General features: G+C 38.0%; 14 protein-coding genes and 2 pseudogenes. 2 read left to right on the top strand and 14 right to left on the bottom strand.

The annotated features are described in order from the left end of the window. Nucleotides 1-247: 247 nt before the first annotated feature. Nucleotides 248-442, bottom strand: a complete 195-nt coding sequence (locus D1094_RS17920) for a helix-turn-helix transcriptional regulator (RefSeq protein WP_118961474.1) — start codon at nucleotides 440-442, stop codon at nucleotides 248-250. Next, on the bottom strand, nucleotides 432-839 hold the full coding sequence (locus D1094_RS17915) for a hypothetical protein (protein WP_118961473.1): 408 nt from the start codon (nucleotides 837-839) through the stop codon (nucleotides 432-434). The genes D1094_RS17920 and D1094_RS17915 overlap by 11 nt, the downstream gene beginning before the upstream one ends. 294 nt (nucleotides 840-1,133) lie before the next feature. On the opposite strand from D1094_RS17915, the pseudogene D1094_RS17910 reads away from it, so the two are divergent. Then, a pseudogene (locus tag D1094_RS17910) lies at nucleotides 1,134-1,394 on the top strand (endonuclease III); the annotation flags it as partial. 125 nt (nucleotides 1,395-1,519) lie between these two features. Here the strand turns inward: D1094_RS17910 and D1094_RS17905 are convergent. The 12 genes and pseudogenes from D1094_RS17905 to D1094_RS17850 all read right to left on the bottom strand — a co-directional run bounded on the left by D1094_RS17905 (nucleotide 1,520) and on the right by D1094_RS17850 (nucleotide 15,487). Further along, nucleotides 1,520-2,116 (bottom strand): SDR family NAD(P)-dependent oxidoreductase, encoded by a 597-nt coding sequence (locus D1094_RS17905; RefSeq protein WP_259338000.1) that lies wholly within the window; start codon nucleotides 2,114-2,116, stop codon nucleotides 1,520-1,522. A 48-nt stretch (nucleotides 2,117-2,164) separates the two neighbouring features. Further along, a complete protein-coding gene (locus D1094_RS17900; RefSeq protein ID WP_118961472.1) occupies nucleotides 2,165-4,228 on the bottom strand; it encodes a S9 family peptidase in 2,064 nt (687 codons plus the stop codon). 49 nt (nucleotides 4,229-4,277) lie between these two features. Continuing rightward, a complete protein-coding gene (locus tag D1094_RS17895; protein ID WP_118961471.1) occupies nucleotides 4,278-6,110 on the bottom strand; it encodes a hypothetical protein in 1,833 nt (610 codons plus the stop codon). Nucleotides 6,111-6,119: 9 nt separating this feature from the next. Beyond that, the gene (locus D1094_RS17890; protein ID WP_118961470.1) at nucleotides 6,120-7,022 is read right to left on the bottom strand and encodes an ABC transporter ATP-binding protein; all 903 of its coding nucleotides are present in this window, start codon (nucleotides 7,020-7,022) and stop codon (nucleotides 6,120-6,122) included. 25 nt (nucleotides 7,023-7,047) lie between these two features. Further along, entirely contained in the window at nucleotides 7,048-7,437 is a 390-nt protein-coding gene (locus tag D1094_RS17885) for a GntR family transcriptional regulator (RefSeq protein WP_118961469.1), read from the bottom strand. 795 nt (nucleotides 7,438-8,232) lie between these two features. After that, nucleotides 8,233-8,532 (bottom strand): TonB-dependent receptor, encoded by a 300-nt coding sequence (locus D1094_RS17880; protein WP_147361103.1) that lies wholly within the window; start codon nucleotides 8,530-8,532, stop codon nucleotides 8,233-8,235. Continuing rightward, the gene (locus D1094_RS17875; RefSeq protein ID WP_404851499.1) at nucleotides 8,508-9,125 is read right to left on the bottom strand and encodes a TonB-dependent receptor domain-containing protein; all 618 of its coding nucleotides are present in this window, start codon (nucleotides 9,123-9,125) and stop codon (nucleotides 8,508-8,510) included. The genes D1094_RS17880 and D1094_RS17875 overlap by 25 nt, the downstream gene beginning before the upstream one ends. A gap of 32 nt (nucleotides 9,126-9,157) precedes the next feature. Further along, a pseudogene (locus D1094_RS17870) lies at nucleotides 9,158-10,285 on the bottom strand (IS256 family transposase); the annotation flags it as partial. A 51-nt stretch (nucleotides 10,286-10,336) separates the two neighbouring features. Further along, nucleotides 10,337-11,002 carry a bifunctional 2-polyprenyl-6-hydroxyphenol methylase/3-demethylubiquinol 3-O-methyltransferase UbiG gene (locus D1094_RS17865; RefSeq protein ID WP_118961465.1) on the bottom strand — a complete coding sequence of 222 codons (666 nt, stop codon included), beginning with the start codon at nucleotides 11,000-11,002 and terminating at the stop codon, nucleotides 10,337-10,339. A 93-nt stretch (nucleotides 11,003-11,095) separates the two neighbouring features. Beyond that, a complete protein-coding gene (locus D1094_RS17860) occupies nucleotides 11,096-13,069 on the bottom strand; it encodes a prolyl oligopeptidase family serine peptidase (protein ID WP_118961464.1) in 1,974 nt (657 codons plus the stop codon). Nucleotides 13,070-13,152: 83 nt separating this feature from the next. After that, on the bottom strand, nucleotides 13,153-13,905 hold the full coding sequence (locus D1094_RS17855; RefSeq protein WP_118961463.1) for a type 1 glutamine amidotransferase domain-containing protein: 753 nt from the start codon (nucleotides 13,903-13,905) through the stop codon (nucleotides 13,153-13,155). 67 nt (nucleotides 13,906-13,972) lie between these two features. Further along, nucleotides 13,973-15,487, bottom strand: a complete 1,515-nt coding sequence (locus D1094_RS17850; RefSeq protein ID WP_118961462.1) for a serine hydrolase — start codon at nucleotides 15,485-15,487, stop codon at nucleotides 13,973-13,975. Nucleotides 15,488-15,661: 174 nt separating this feature from the next. On the opposite strand from D1094_RS17850, the gene D1094_RS17845 reads away from it, so the two are divergent. Further along, nucleotides 15,662-17,228 (top strand): winged helix-turn-helix domain-containing protein (locus tag D1094_RS17845; RefSeq protein WP_182440240.1); only part of this gene is annotated, 1,567 nt, incomplete at its 3' end.

Raw genomic sequence — 17,228 nt, 5'->3', positions numbered from 1 at the left:
AACTTGGTGGTGAGTAAAATGAGCAAGAAAGACCAAGCGTCAATATTAGTGCATTTGTAAATTCTACTTTTGCCACATTGCGGACCTAATTTATTGTTCAAAATATCCTTCTATAATGTGCACTTTGATACGATTGCTGACATTAGCATTGGTTTATCTAACTACAAGTTCTCCGACAAAGCAGACATGCATTATTCGCACAGAATAACGACGACAGTTCGCCAAAAGAAGGCATATTGTTTAATATTTACCCTTTGGGCAAAAACAATTCTTCAATGCGTTGTCCAAAAATATCCGCAAGGGCAAAAGCAAGAGTTAAAGAGGGGGCGTGCTTGCCCGTTTCAATTGCATTGATTGCTTGACGCGACACTCCTAACTTTTCAGCAAGATCTGCTTGAGACCAGCCTTTTTCTGCACGAAGTACCCGTAACCTATTCTTCATGGGTATTGCCCGATAGTTTAATAAACTGCGCTACACCAAAGATGACTGCTATTGCTGGCAACATAAAGGCGGGGCTAAAGCTTGGCACCTCAACCATTTCTGCCAGCAAGCCATAAGCCATTGCCGCACAACCAACAACACCTACAGCCCAAAGCAAACTTTCACCCATTACTCTCTGGATGTATTCATCTAATGACCTATAATGATTTACCACCAGCCGCAATAAAAATATCACAGGAATTACAGGAGACATTGCGAGGAATCCAGTGCTGTATATAGACAAATTATTGGTCTCATTCATTACTACTGATATCGCTAAAACCGCTAAAAACATCGCTATATGCAACATAAATTTGACTAGAAACTTCTTTTCCTTTTTATCTAATTCATTACTCATTTTAATCTCCGGTCTTTACCTTGCTATCGTTAATCAACTATCTAACTATGTCACCATCTCATGACATAATGCAAGGCAAGCATTACATCAAACTTAACAGGTGCCAAGTGTCGCTGACAAAAAGACACGTTGAAATTACATTACTAAAATATTGAAAAGCTATTTTTAAGAGAACCTAATGACTACAAGTCAAGCGTTAGCAATAAGATGAAAGTGATTTCTGGCCTACTGGGAGAGGACGATCCGTAATTGAGCACAAAGCGTAAAGCTAAAATGTTTAAAGTAAATCGCGATCTACTTAAATTATCTTTTGGCTGGCCGACAATAGCCGTCGACACTCATATTGACCGCGTATCAAATCGCACTAAGTTTGCTATGGGTAAAAACGTGGTAGAAGTTGAACAGAAGTTACTTAAAGTTGTACTTGCGGAGTTTAAAGTCGATGTGCATCACTGGCTAATCCTTCATAGCCGTTATACCTGTGTTGCTAGAAAACCGAAATGTGGTAGCTGTATTATTGAAGACTTGTGTGAGTTTAAGGAAAAAACAGATTAGTGCTTATCTCCTCGTTGCTTCTTCAATAGTTTGCATGACTTGCAAGCACACCTCTGCGTTTTGAGCATCACTGTGCGGCAGAGCAAACTGCTTTGCGTCGTTATCAAAGTAACAACCTGAATTATCTATGAATTTTCCGAAAGAGCAGCTCGGACTAGGATGTCAGCGCCAATGGAAATATCGTTACCAGCCATGCCAAAACCTTCTTCTACCATTTTACTAACCAGTAATGAGCCTAGGTTAACGGCAATAATTATTTGATTAGATTTAAGCTCTTTCGCTAATTCTTGTGACCAAATGGTAATAGCCAATTTACTTTGGGCATAAGCTTGGAAGTCATCGTTAACTTGAACATCGCCTGCCAGTGCCTTTAAATTAATCGGCGCTTGAGCCGCAGAAGACAAATTAATTACGCGCCCATCTTCCGCTAACAGCGGCATTAATCCTTTTGATAATAGATAAGGACTTAGAGTATTCACGACATATCGAACGTCCATACCATTGCGAGCAATTGGCTGGCTGGTTTTGAATACCCCTGCGTTATTTATGATCACATCAAGGGTGTTGTGTTTATGATTGATGTCATTAATCAGCTGGTTCACTTCATCAAAAATAGATAGGTCAGCCTGAAAGCTAGCTACCTTTGGTGATGAGTTGTTTTCAGCAATAGCGTTTAACAACTCCTCTTTATGAGCTAGCTTTTCAAAATTTCGACCATGTATAAGTAGCTGATGGCCTTTTGCAACTAAACCTTTAAAAGAGCATTTTTATTAAAGGCCTTTGTTGAGGGTAAAATATTGTTTGACCTCTTTTGTACTGAACGCTTCCATTTCCAATATATACTTTTGGTACGTTTTCTCGTTAGATTTATGTACCTGACCGCCTAAATGTTCAGCAAAGAAGTGCTCCATTAAATATGTCAGTGATAACCAAGTAGGTTCCCAATGAAATGAATGGTTCGCCTGTTTATCTATAAATAAGCTGACAGGTTTATTTGCCAGCTTTAGTGCTAGTGAAAAAGACTTAACATCTGATACCGGCACTTTAATGTCTTTAGCTCCTGCAGCAATAATTAACGGGGCTTTAATCGCCATTTTATGGGCATCTGGCGATATTGAATAAAGTCGGTCCACTTCAGCTTGATCTCTGTCGTCTATTAAAAAAACTCTGTCTTGATGAACTCGATCAAACCCTCTTTTCGGTTTGCTGCGCCCCATTTTTTTTCGTGTTTTCTCTGAGTTAAAACTAGGCATCTGAGCTGGTGGCGCTGTTGCAAAACCTGCCTTAAAATAGTTTGGCTCAAATGCTAATGCCCCTAACACCGAAAAACCACCAAAAGAATGACCGAAGATACCTAGTTTATCTCTGTTGCCAATACCTTTATCAAGTAAAGTCTCAATGCCATCAATAATGTCATTGTGAGTTTTCCCTTGACCGAAAGTTTTAGCGCCAGCTAGAATAAAGTCGACACCAAATCCCCTAGATGCTCTAAAGTTTGGCTGAAACACAATGTAGCCATTACTTACTAACAATTGAGTGATGACATCATATTCGCCCTTAAGTCGTTTCCAAGGTCCCCCATGAACAAAGGTAACTAATGGTGCAGATTTCAACGCTGTATTTTTTGGAAGCCACACATAGCTTTGAACTGATAGACCATCTCTAGCTTTATATGTGAGTGGCATTGCTTCAATTAAATTATGCTCAGCGACTTTTGGAGATTTTTGCTCAACTAATTGAGTGATATTTTTCAGGTTATTCGTTTCAGGAGAGTAATAATAATAAGACGGAAGTTGCATATTACCGCCTGTCACTTCGACCAACCATCGCGTCATACCTTCATTAAGCTGTAGTTTTAAGTTCTTGCGTGGAAATAACAATGTTAACTGTTTTAATGCTGATTGAACCGAGCTTATTGGGCTATAAAATTGTCTAAAATCCCCAAAAAAACTCGTATAAATGTGTTTACCATTTCGTATCAGAGTATGTTCCCTATCAGAGATACCTTTAGGATCAGCAAGTAACAAGTACTCTTTCTTCGTTTCAACATCCAGAGATGCAAGCGCATCAATACGTGATTGCGCGTTACTGTTAATGAATAATTTGCCGCTTTTGATGTCGACACCTTTTAAACTGCACCGTTTTATCATATCGCAAGTACGTAAACTTCGAGTTTTACCCTGTTCTTTGGCGAAAATTTCAATGCGGTCATTAAAATGAAGCGAATAGAATAAGGTACCCTTTTGAGGATAGTGATAAAAGTTTCGAATTGTCTCAACTGACTCCAACAACAATATAGGTTTTTCCAAACGACCAAGACGGAATATCCGATGGGACTTTTCGTCATTTTCACTGTAATAAATAGCGTCTAACCTTGAGTCATACTTTTCAAACGTTTGATTTGTCGACTTGTCAAACTTCATAATTGTTGTTCTTTTATGAATGTCACTTAAAGAGAGCTCAACTATACTGGTATCAGTAACAACAAATAATGACTCACTTGAACGGTGCCAAACAGGAAGGATGATGTTTGGAGCGGTTAACAACTTAATCGTTTTATACGTTTTTAAATCAAGAACCATCAAGTGGCGAAGTGATTTATTGTCTAGAGCATATATCCAGACGATTTTTTTACCGTCAGGTGAGAGAGTAACCTGATGACTACTAGGGCGTTGATAAAAATCTTCTAACAATGGCCGTTTAGCTTGTTTTTCTTCATCTTGATTCAACGCTTGAGTAGATAATTCAAATGCTACCACGTGATAAGGCAATAGCCATAATACTGTGAATGAGGCACACAAAAGCCTCACCCAAATAAATATTTGGTGGTTCATGTTAGTTTTCCTATGTTTTGGTGCAGTAATTACTGCACCTTAGGCCGTGTTATTGGGTGGTTATTACTGAATTATTGTCAATTGGCTTGTCTGGCCGCCAGTCAGAAAAAAACCAACATGTTATTAGTCCCGGTATTCCAGCCAATGTACTTCCAATAACCCAACAAACTTTTTCAGTCATCGACTTTGTTGAGCGCAACATTAACAATGTCGTTATTAACGCAACAAGAATCATCATGACAATGGAGGCGAGAAGTTGAGCTTGAGGAACCTTTACGTTCAATCCTTTAACAAAGTAAAATTTGGCATGACCATACACAAAGGAAATAACAAAATCTCGATAAAACATCCAATCTGACCAGCCTTGCTTAAATGGCCGTGAAGCAATTTGAATTACATCGGCCTCATACGCAGCTTTATAGGTAACAGAATAACCGTCTTTAATATCTGCTGAACCTCTATCATAGGTATTATATTTGGTGGTTCCAATATTAATCGATATCAAGTGACCATCAAACAATTCAGCAAACGTGATATTTTTTATTGTATCTATTGGAGTATTTAAAGGAATGATTGCTGTTGGTTTCAAAACAACGCCGTCACTAAAAAACTGGTTTTTCATAAACATCTGAACTTCATCAGTAAGCAGTACAGCGACAAAATTAGATCCCACAAAAGGCGTATATTCAACTCGTTGGTTTTCTGTTATTGGTAATTTAACATCAAATACTTGATCAGATTCGTTATATTGCATAAGAGCATTTGGAAGATATAAATACCCCTGACTAATAAATGGTACGTAATCAAATTTCTCAGCTAATTCTAACGACTCAGCCCTCCCCCTTTTACCTAACCAACCAACAAAATCTTCGTTGCGATCAAATCCCGAAAACAACATAAATTGATGTGAAAAACGCCAACGAATTTTATGCGTTTTATCAAAGAAGCTAGCACCACGATCATCCATAATTGGTTGATTTTCTATCATTTTAGGTAAAGCTTCACCGTTAATTGGTGAAAAATAAGAAAACGTAGATAATGATAATTCGTTTTGAAAGTTGGCATACTGATCTTGTTCTATTCCATTAATATTCCATAACATGCGTTGCTTATCATCCATAATAACGGCGTTTGAATAATAATTAACATCATCTTGTGGCGATAGATCGACTGTTCTCAATGAAGTACCAATGTGACCGATTTCAAATGTCGCTAAGCTCATTAATATAAATAAGCTGTATTGGGTCACAACGTTACTACACAGTGATGATATCGGTTTATGCAAATTTTTCTGCAAATCTTCTTTAAAAGTGGACCACGATAAGAGAAACAAAAGTAAAGTCACGAAAATTAATGGTGCAAACTGTTCAACACCTTTTACTTCAGCAGCCAACACATAGAATGGGATCAACACAATCACATAAGCGAGTTTTTTGGGATGCAAAGTAACAAAAACTCCTGCAAAGTAGAAACTCAGTGCAGTAAGCGTAATATAAGGAATTAATAAGAAGTGACGAGGTTCTACTAATATGGGTTGGTTTATATCAATAAGAAAAATATAAACAGTAAGTGGCACTAAAATGACCATAAAAAGTATAGCCAAAAACACTGAAGTTAACCCAGCATAAATTTTAAACATCGGCAGAGGTTTATGGATAAGATAAGTCCAATGGCTAGATTTTTTGTACAACAAAAACTGATTCACCCCTAGGGTAATAGCAAACAAACTTGGCACAATAATAAGCAAAATAAACGCTAATTCACTCATAGTGTACAATGGGCTTTTTGCATGTAATACAAAAAGCAATGCAACATAGATAACTGCACAAACTATGGTCAATTTTTTATACCGTAACCATTCACAATAAAATATCTGTTTCATCTTTTGTTCCTATAGCGCTTTTGATGCGTGGTTTTGTGCCAAGATACTATTAATGGCTTTATCGAGGTTTACTGGGACCTTAAAAACATTGGATGCGCCAAGTTCCAATAAATGTTCTTTGTAAGAGTCGTTTTGATCTAGCACAACTAGTTGGTAGGAGTCATCTATACGGTTAATATTCAGCAAGCCTGGAAAATTCTCTTTATTTGGCATTTTTTCTTCAAAATCAACCATCCAAGCACTAACTCGTTCAACAAACTCATCAGGCGTTGAATGAAATCGAAGTGCTCCTTTCTCCATAATAAGTAAGTCATCAGCGACTCTTTCCACTTCATCCATCGAATGCGAACAATAAACGATGCCGCACGAACTTAAATCTTGAATGCTAATTAATGCTTCTAGAAATGCGCGTTTGGCGACAACATCAAGCCCAAGAGTCGGCTCATCTAATAACAGTAATTTAGGCTGTTGCGCTAATGCCATTGCTAAATTTACACCCGCACGTTCCCCTCTAGAAAGTTCAGATATACGTTGTGTTTTAGCCACATTAAAAAAAGCAACAACATCGTTGTATACCGCATCATTCCAATTAACGTATAGCGCTTTGTGTATTGTTACCAATTTACCAACAGGCATCCAAAACGGTAAAGAGTGCTCTTCATTTACAAACCCTATATCGCCGCGTAGTTTAGGGGATAAAGAATTTGTCGGCATACCCAACACTGTTGCGGTTCCATCCGACGGTGCAAGAACACCCAAAAGAATCTTAAATAACGTCGACTTACCGGCACCATTGCTTCCTACTATTGCCGTTGTTTTTCCGGCTTTAACCTTAATAGAAAGATTTTTGAGCGCATGTTTCTCGCCATAATATTTATTCAATTTATCCGTTTCAATGACGTATTTATTCATAGGACTGTTCCTGATTTATCATTTATCATTTATCATTGATTCGATAAAGCGTATTAAGCTCATTTTCAATCAACTCTAAAATTGTTTCTTGATCGATATTCGTTCCCGCAATATCTGCAATAAAGTGACTAACCGCTTGTTTTACTTGTTGCATTTGCTCTTTCTCACTAGCGCTTCGTTCAGGAGACCTAGTGAATAACCCTAATCCAGTTTTAGCTTCGACCACACCTAATGCAGTAAGCTCTTTGTATGCCTTTGCCACAGTATTGGTATTGATCGTTAATTGAATCGCTAAACCACGTACACTGGGAAGCTTAGTGCCTGGAGGCAAATCACCTTTAACAATCTTAATATGAAGTTCATCGACAATCTGTTTGAAGATAGGTCGTGAATCTCCGACAGTTATATTAATCATATTGAACGCCGAAATAAGTTTACCTAAAGCGTACCACCTTAAGTAGTACACCACAACACGTGTACCACTTCAAGTGGTACACGTAAAATTTATATTTATTGCTTCTCTGAATAAAAACAAACCAATTACAAAACAGGGGGTTGCACCTTTATTAATAAATATTACAAAGTGATAATACATAACCTGATCTCGGGATAACAACTTACTTTCTAACAGTTGTTTTCCTTATTACTGCATTAAATTTATTTGCAATAGATAAGTTATTAACCCACAAATTTGCCTTGCACTAAGAAAAGCTCCGTGCGAGAACAGTGTGATACATAAAAAGCAAACATTTAACACAGGCTAATTTTACATGTTCCTTAACTTGAGTAACCCTAGGCCGGATGCGGTGTGTATATTGACGAAGATAAAGCTGGTACGTTAGCTATCGCATATGGTTTTTGCTCTGAACACCTGAGAATGTAGGCTCCTCATGTATTCATTGAATTTATCTACTTTATTGGTTAACTAGCAACACGTACTTTAACACTTAAACTTGATAAGTTTTTCGGCGATTGGTATAACTGCTAGAGTTCATGTCGTCATTTGATCACAGCCGCACTTTATTTAGCAACTGGTAAATAATCAAACGTTGGTCTTTATTTTAGTGGTGAATCAGGGGCTATAACGAAGTAAAAGAGCCGATATTCACCTCATGTAGATTGCTAACACAACAATTTGTCAATGAACCGCCAACCAAAAACACCATCGTTCTTGGTTGGCAATAATCATTCAAAAAACTTAGCGGCCCAATTAAAAGCTTAATTGAATCCCTGCGTATAACGCGCGAGGTGAACCTGGAGATGCTCCTAAGCCGTTGACTGTAGAGGCATATACTTCATCAGTTACGTTATCAACCCTAACAAACACTTTACTAGATTCCCCTACAATAAGGTTATAGGTTAACAGAAAGTCTAATACGGTATAATCGTCTGCCGAGCTGCTATTTTCCGCATTGATAAAGTATTCGCCCATATACCTGAGCGTTGTATTAAATCTAAGCCTATCACTTGGAAACCAATCAAGCATTAGCGTTGCAGTTTGTTCTGGCACTCCATTGACGTACCCAGTAAATCGGGATTCAAATTACTGTCAACCTCTGAGTCACTTTGCCCAAAAACACCCTTCACTTCGAATTGTTCGGATAATTTCCACCTTACACTGGCCTCAAACCCCTTGCGAGTAGTTTCGCCAAAGTTGATAAATTCTCCTTGCGTCACCTCATTAACTTCATTAGAAGACTGAATATCATATAGCGACACATCAAATTCAAGGTTTGCTGAAGGGAGAAAGAATAAGCCCGCTTCATACTGCTTGATTTCGTTGACTTCAAGATCCTGTGCACCAGAGGCAAACTTAGCAAAGCTGCTAGCTAAAGCAAACCCTTCTGAGTAATTTGCTCTCAGCTGAATACTATCAATAATATTATAATGAATACTTGCTTTAGGGCTGACATTACTGACACTTTCTAACTCCTCACATGGGGCTTCCGCGGTTTCAGCTCCCAAGCGCTGGCAATCGCCATCAAACTGGTCAGCTCGTAACCCCAGGGAGACGTTAACACTTTCGGTAACATTCAAATATGCTTCTGCAAACACCGCGTTACTTGTAAGGGTAAATCTACGGTTAAAATCGGCTAAAGACATTCTTTTGCGATTGTCTAAGTCTTCATAACCTAGATTGGCATTGTCCATTTCTTCGAGGCATTCAATATGCCTGCATACAATAATTTCATCAAGCTGTTTTCATTAGGGAATGCTCCCTTAGTCTTAGTGAGTCGCCTAAACTGACGATGTACAGCTTCAATTGCATTTGTCGTATTAATAGCTTTTCGCACGTAATCTGGATACTTGAAGTAAACCGACAGATTGCACCACTTACGACGCCAAGACTCGATAACGATAGGGTATAACTTGCCCCATTTGGCATCTAATTCGGCAAGAGCGGCTTCTGCTGCATCTTTAGTGGCAGCCTTATAAACGGGTTTCAAGTCAGCCATAAACTCTTTTTTGTGCTTTGAAGCAACATACTTCATCGAATTACGAATTTGATGAATAACGCACTCCTGCACTTCGGCGTCAGGATAGATTGTTGCTATTGCTTCAGGGAAGCCTTTTAGTCCATCAACACAGGCAATTAAAATATCGGATACACCACGATTATGTAAATCTGTTAATACTGATAACCAATAGTTAGCTCCTTCACTTTCAGAGATATATAAACCAAGTAACTCTTTGCGGCCCTCGATATTGACACCTAGTACGGTATAAATAGCCTTACTCACGTAGCGCCCATTTTCTTTAATCTTATAATGAATGGCATCAAGCCAGATAAACGGGTAAAGCGTGTCTAAGCTGCGCGCTTGCCATGCTTTAAGCTCTGGTATCAGTTGGTCTGTTACGGCAGTGATGGTGGCCTCTGATACCTCAACGCCATACATATCCTGTATGTGGCCTCGAATATCTCGATAGCTCATACCTAAAGCAAACATAGATAGGATTTTCTCATCAATTTCAGGCGTTAACTTGGTTTGGTTCTTTTTAACAAGCTGAGGTTCAAACGAACCTGAACGGTCTCTGGGCGTTTCAAGTTCGAATTGGCCTATGGATGACTTAACTGTTTTTTTGGTTGAACCATTTTTACGGTTAACTTGGGTCTCAGATTCTAAATGCTGCTCTAATTCAGCTTTAAGAGCCGCTTCGGTGAGTTGTTTGATTAATGGTGTTAGAACACCGTCTTCGCCAGTAAGACCTTTACCAGCTTGAAGTTCAGCTAATGCTTTGTTGAAGTCGAAAGATTGAGTCATGTGTCACTCCTGTTTTCTTAATAATACTGAAATGACACAGATTTCTAAACACTACCGACTGTATGGGTATTCTTTAAAATCTTCTATATTCAAGCCTGCTGAAATTAATGCATTAACTACCTCACTTAATGAATGTGGCCACGTTACCATTTTTAGTTTCGTTCCATCGCAGTTCTCTGTGTATGTTCCCTCATCTTCAACATCCGGATCGGAACTTGGAAGATAAGAATAACCAGTTAGTAAATCGTTAAATGTATGGAATTCTATCAGATGAAACTCACCACCTTCAGCAAGTGAATTAGCGATTAATTTTGCCCAAAGGTTAAGATCTGGAAGCCAACAAAGAACACCATAAGAGGTAAATACAATATCGAATTCCTCTGTATTTTCATTACCAAATTGATAAATATCGTTAGCTACAAAAGTGGCTTCCAATCCTAGACTTGATTTAAGTTTATTGGCCTGTTTAATTGCTTCTGTAGACAAATCAACGCCTGTAACAGATGCACCCAATCTAGCCCATGACAAGGTATCTTGTCCGAAATGACATTGGAGGTGTAAAAGTTTTTTCCCTTGAACATTACCTACTTGCTCAAGCTCTACTGTATTAAGTGACGAATTGCCGTCTTTGAAGGCCTCTACATCATAAAACTGTGAAGCAATATGAATATTTGTCCACTTATCCCAAGCTTTCTTGTTTATACTTATATAATCCACTTTATATTCCCTCTATTAGAACCAATAAAATTGCCGAGTGCCAAAATAAAAAATTAGTTAATAAAATTAAGCTACATAGAAATGGTATTAAATTTATTGCGCGCTATTTAGATGCAATACTTGTTTTAGAAAGGCGGCTTCCTGTTGTGCATAAAACATCTGGTTTTCTAATTTCCTCCAACCATGGCCTTCATTTAACATACGTATAAACGGGGCTTTTATTCCATTTTTACGAAGAGTTTTCACCATGATTTCGGTTTCGGAAATATCAACTCTAGGGTCCATCACACCGTGAGAATAGAGTACGGGTACATTTATATTCTCGGCCTGACGAATAGGTGAATATTGCTGATAGTACGCAAGCCAATCGGTGTCGCTAATGTCGCCATATTCTATTACATCAGCAGCTTTTAATGATGGTGATGCCACTTGTAGTGCGTTCACCCAGTCAGCTACACCAAATCGTGAAACACCTGCGGTAAAATACCCAGGAAAATTTGCGAGCGCAGCATTAACAGCATAACCGCCATAGCTTCCTCCCTTAATCGCAACATTGTCTGGATCAATAAAACCTTCTTTAGCAAGGTAAGTGTGCATATCAATAAGATCGCGAATACTATGGAGGCGTTTTTTACGGTCATCTAGAGTAACGTAAGTGTGACCGAAGCCAGTAGATCCCCTTACGTTAGGTTTAAAAACAGCAATCCCCTGATTAACTAGGTATTGCGTCATAGGATCAAAGTATGGCCTCGATTGTTCGGTTGGTCCGCCGTGAACGCTGAAAACAGCAGGCGGTGCAGAAAGTGTGTCGTGAGGAAGGTATAACAACCCTTGTAGTATTACTCCATCTCGCGCTTTCATGCGAATACTTTTTGGCGCAACAAGTAATGATTCAGATACACCCGCTAGGCTCGCCTTAAAAACCGGTTTTATTTTTGAAGAAAAATTCCAACTGTAAATCGAACCTGGGTCATTCCAGCCATTGGTGGTAATCACAATTTTTTCGCCATTAGTTGAGCAGTCTAAACGTTTGACTCCTTTGGGGAATTCTGGTGCAAAAACTGCTGCTTTATCATTTAGACTCTTAATTTGAATATTGCTATAGCCATCTACATTATTTGTCCAAATTAAGTATTCGTCGTTATTACACAAGGCAACTTCTTCCATTTCATTGTTACTTTTTGAAACCCAGCGTTTACCTAACTTCAAATCATAAAAAGCTAAGTTTCGGTATTCCTGACCGAGGTTTGTTGAAAAGTAAAACCCTTTACTGTCTCGGGTCCATGCAAATCCTCCACTGGAATGGTTAGCCCTACGTTTTGGCTTTGATAGCGTGGTTAATTTTTTTTTGCTAATATCAAAAAGGTAGAGGTTATCAGAATCAGCGCCTACTCTTTCTATCATTAATGCCCACTTGCCATCAGGTGATACGGATCTAATTGACAACCCCATACGACCTTCAAAGACCATATTAGTTGAACCAGACAAAAGATCAGTAGTATAAAGGTCAAAATCTAGCTTATTGCGTTCAGTGCTGGCATAAATAATAGTGTGTTGATTAACAAAGCCGCCAAACACACGAAAACCACCTGCGACGGCAGGCAAAACTTCACGTTCAGAAAAAGCATCTACATCTAAGAGAAAGTATGACTCCTGTTCATTACCATTGTTGTCAGATGAATAAAGGATTTGATGACCGTTAGGTGCCCAATAAAAATAACCGGTTACACCATTACCAAAAGTTAATTGCTTTGATTGACCTCCAGATACAGACTGCAACCAGATTTGTTGTTTGCCCGTAACAGTTGAAACATAGGCGATATATTCACCGTCTGGTGAAATACTAGTAAGTGAAACACCTTGGCTTTTCGCGACTATAAGCCTACCTATTTGAGGCGAAGAGGAACCAGCGAGTCCGGCATTAAAGGTAATATTTTTAGGTTCAATTGCTCGTAAAGAACTGTCGTAGCCCGCACTACCACCAACCTGCCCGTGTGCATCGATGTTTAACATCAAACTGGTAATTACGATACTGTAAAAGTTTAATATTTTAAATGGGTTAACCATACATTTTCCTTATTGTATTTAATTAGAAGAAGCTAAAATCGAGCGCATTGCTAATTAGCATCGGCTACTTTCGTCATCGCGCTTTATTTAGCTTCTTTCAATAAAATCATTTCTTTTGCGACAAGTGCTGCTGGAGGCAATAACATTGTTGAGATTATTCGTTGGTCTACTACCACTGCATGTTTATCTTTTAGTGTTTTCTTATTCTGAGCGATAGCGCCATTTTTATTTAACTGACTTTCAATAAGAAAAGGCAAAAGTGTCCCTTGCTTTGCCCATGATTTAGATTTTTCGGTAGAGTTAGGAAAACCGGCAACTTTTTTTCCTTTCACCAAAAATTCACCGTTCGGTAATTTTACGTTTACGATGCCTGCTGAGCCATGACCGCCGACACCGACAATACCACCTGATTCATATACCCGGCTTATAATCGTATGTATTTCCTTATTATCTGCAACGTCAAACATAACCCCGTAACCACCACCGATGAATACTCCCCAGTAGTCATTTGGATCAGTTTGAGCAGGCGATAATGAACTGTTCGTTTTTTCTAGAAAACCTTCATACTTGATGGTGTAACTACTAATACCTAATGGATCCATCATAAAATTCACTTTTCCACCTTGAGGTGATACAAAGTCGACATCAAATCCATGACTAACAAAAATATGATACGGCGGAGCGAATTCCCATAAATTATTTCTTGCGTCGTGTTTTTCAGGATCGCCCATATCAATCATATTAGAGGCAACTATTAATATTTTTTTTCTAGGCTCTGCTGTCGCATTTGTCGTGAGTAACAGTAATATTAGTATTATCGCAGTTAGTGTTTTCATCTTTTTTCCTTTTAGTAAATTGCTTTCGGGTGTCATTTACGCTCATTGTCAACGAGGCGTGTTGGAGTTATTTCATTCTTACAGCTAGTTGACCATATACAGTAAATTCAGTCTCTTTATCCCATGAGTTAAAAGAGACAAGTGTGGCAGTGTCTTGATGTATAAAGGATTTACCAACTCCTTTTATAGGAGTGAGTTTGTATTGATCACCATTGGGGAAATGTAGTGAAATCTGTTGATGTTCATCATCATAACTAATTGATAACTCCAATTGCTCGTTCCACAAATAGTTGCCGGCAAGAGACTTCAATATCTCTATCTTGGCTTCACGTTTGGTTTTGATGATTTGTTTAAAGCTGGACCAATCGTACAGTTTTGATGCGGTCATCATTAATTGATTTCCTAACGCTGCACCATTGTCAGAATTAAGTAAATAAACTAAGCCATCTCCCGTTGTTAAGCTAATAGTCATGCCAGCTCGATAACCCACATTACCGCCAAAATGGGTGAGAGTAATGTCATCTCCTTCATGGTTTAAAATAAATCCATAAACGTGGCCATCTTTTTCATTTTCAAGCATTTGCTTTATCTCTGATTGAGAAAACAAAGTACTCTTGCCTTGGTAGCCTTTGTATATTTCAAGCATAAAAGTAGCCATATCATTGGCGTTACTCCACATTCCAGCGGCAGCTAGTTCAGGATGAACTCTCCAACCACCTTCTATTTCTTTACCACCAGAGTCATGGCCTTTAGCAATTGAAATTGCCTTTATTTTTGAGTCTGGTTGATTTATAGAAGATATATCAGGAGAACGATAACTGGAGTTTTCCATCCCCAACGGCGTCAAGATCCATTTATCCATAATGCTGGAAAAATCTTTTTTGAATATATCCTTTAATGCAACTTGAGCTAACGTATATGCTGTTCCTGAATAAGCAAGTTGCACTCCTGGTTTACTAGCAATAGATAAAGGTGCTGAATTTGAATGCTTATTACCTTTTAATATTTCAATATCAGATGGTATAGGCGAACCTTGTTCATACCCTAAAAAACCTCCAGAATTAATCCCCGAAGAGTGATCTAGCGTATTTTTAATCGTAATAGGCGCACTCTTCGTTTGCTTGCCTTTTGGCAGTTTATAGCTCTTTAAATAGTTTTCGATATTTTCATTTAGATCGATATATCCATTTGATTGCATACGGATCGCAGCCATAACTGTGACAGGCTTTGATAATGAAGCCACTTGATAACGTGTATTACAATCTATTAGCGCTTTGTTTGATGGTGAATTATAAATAGCAGACCACTCGATAACACCATCGTTCATTACAGCTAATGAAAGGGAAGGAATATTAAGATCTTCTAACCGTTCTTCAATGCTAGATAAAGATTCCTCTTTGTTAGTGAATATCGTTTTCGACACGATACCGTTTTCAAATTGAGCTTTAATATCTGCACTTGAGTTAGTTGAAAAACAAACACTCGCAGTCCTTAATGTCGCTTCACTTTTTGTACCGCTCACAGAACATGACGTTAGAGAAATAGAAGCTGCAATGGCCAATAGATAAGACGCTTTATTCATAGTTACCTGCTTTTTAGTTCAATAAATTTAGATTGCGAAATTTAGATTGCGAAAAGAAGTTAAGGGAATGGTGAAAATAAGTCATGACAATCTTGTGATTTGTTATGATTTTATGTGACTAAATGGAGGATGTATGTTAATTTTCAGATACTTACCTTTGTTAAAATATTTTATATGCGTTGGCAAATTAATCATTATATTTTTTGTGACGAAAAGCAGACTTTGCTATCTGAGGATGGTTCGAGTCAGTTAGAACCTATGATGGTAGAGCTTTTAGTTTACTTTTGTCGGCATCCGAATGAAATCATTAGTAAAGACCGACTAATTGAATATGTATGGCAAGGGCGCATTGTTTCCGATAATGCTGTGACTAGGATTATCACAAAGCTCAGGAAAGTATTTCTAGATGATGCAAGAAAGCCTAACTTTATCGCTACTTTTCCAAAAAAAGGTTACAAGTTTATCGCTAACGTTCAACCTTTAGCTGATTATAAAGAAAAACAACCTTTGATCGACATACATGCTGATCGAAGCAACGAAATAATTAAAAAAAGTAATCACAAATTTTTGTTACTAACAACTTTTCTGTTAATTGCTGTATTTTGTTCTTGGTTACTATTTGTTCAAGAAAAACCTAATTCTGAGCTAACGATAGATAAAGACATTAAAATTTCAGGTTCAATTGTTCTTACCACTGATGCCGGTAATGAAGTTCAACCTTCGATTTCTCCTGATGGAACTAGAATTAGCTATATGTCGATTACATCAGACAACCAAATTAATCTTGTCATCAAAAGTTTAAAAAGTCATGAGAAAGTATATGTGCAACATAGTAATGATGCAGATGTTGGTCCTGCGAGTTGGAGCCCAGACGGTAAAGAAATAGTTTACTTGGTAACTAGTGTCAATACTTGCCAATACTACACTAGAGCCGTCAATGGTCTGCAATTAGAAGAGCCAGAATTGATTTATACTTGTAATAAAGGAAGTTATGGGGGGATGTCGTATACCCATGATAAGAATACAGTTGTATTTTCAGAAAATAAAGGGGCTGGTACACCCTATGAATTATTTGAGTTAAATCTTAAAACCAAAATAAAAACACGATTAAATCAGCCGAGTGTTCATCTTGCAGGAAATAGTCAATTTGATCTCCACCCAACAAAAAACAAGCTTCTCATTTCATCGCCTGATGAAAAGCAGTGGGTAGGGTTTTACTCTCTTGATTTAGATAGTGAAAAACTTAATTTACTGTTCAAGCAAAATGCTTATATTTGCTGCGGAATATGGTCTCATCAAGGAGACAGAATGGTCCTTATGGATGGTTTCCCATCTTATCAATTGGCTAGCTATGATTTATCAGGTAAGGAAAAAGAAATTATTTTTTCTGCCAGTGAACAAATCATAAGACCCTACAGACATAGTAACGGCAAGGACTATTTATATGTTGCAGGTAGGCATAACAAAGATATTAAGCTTGTGGATCTAATTAACGGGAACAGCAAAACTATTGCAAATGCTAGTGTTAGTGACAGGCTACCAGCATTTTCTCCAAACGGTAAAACAATAGCTTATATAAGTGAAGCTACAGGCAGTGAACAAATATGGCTTTATGATGTTGTGACAGAAAAACGCTTAAAGCTAACTAACTTTGATAACCATAGTCACTACTTCGATTTGAAGTTTTCTCCAAATGGCCAAGCGCTAATAGCGCTGGATATCAATAGTATATTTTATGTTA

The organism is Colwellia sp. RSH04 (genome assembly GCF_003545765.1).
GTDB lineage: Bacteria > Pseudomonadota > Gammaproteobacteria > Enterobacterales > Alteromonadaceae > Colwellia.
Note: the sequence above shows the minus strand (reverse complement) of the source record. Positions and strands in the feature narration are given on the sequence as shown.

Excerpts from the sequence above, each read along its gene's own strand:
- D1094_RS17850 (WP_118961462.1), bottom strand. The coding sequence starts at position 15,487 with ATGAATAAAGCGTCTTATCTATTGGCCATTGCAGCTTCTATTTCTCTA.
- D1094_RS17895 (WP_118961471.1), bottom strand. The coding sequence starts at position 6,110 with ATGAAACAGATATTTTATTGTGAATGGTTACGGTATAAAAAATTGACC.
- D1094_RS17900 (WP_118961472.1), bottom strand. The coding sequence starts at position 4,228 with ATGAACCACCAAATATTTATTTGGGTGAGGCTTTTGTGTGCCTCATTC.
- D1094_RS17890 (WP_118961470.1), bottom strand. The coding sequence starts at position 7,022 with ATGAATAAATACGTCATTGAAACGGATAAATTGAATAAATATTATGGC.
- D1094_RS17915 (WP_118961473.1), bottom strand. The coding sequence starts at position 839 with ATGAGTAATGAATTAGATAAAAAGGAAAAGAAGTTTCTAGTCAAATTT.
- D1094_RS17920 (WP_118961474.1), bottom strand. The coding sequence starts at position 442 with ATGAAGAATAGGTTACGGGTACTTCGTGCAGAAAAAGGCTGGTCTCAA.
- D1094_RS17860 (WP_118961464.1), bottom strand. The coding sequence starts at position 13,069 with ATGGTTAACCCATTTAAAATATTAAACTTTTACAGTATCGTAATTACC.
- D1094_RS17885 (WP_118961469.1), bottom strand. The coding sequence starts at position 7,437 with ATGATTAATATAACTGTCGGAGATTCACGACCTATCTTCAAACAGATT.
- D1094_RS17855 (WP_118961463.1), bottom strand. The coding sequence starts at position 13,905 with ATGAAAACACTAACTGCGATAATACTAATATTACTGTTACTCACGACA.
- D1094_RS17875 (WP_404851499.1), bottom strand. The coding sequence starts at position 9,125 with ATGTCTTTAGCCGATTTTAACCGTAGATTTACCCTTACAAGTAACGCG.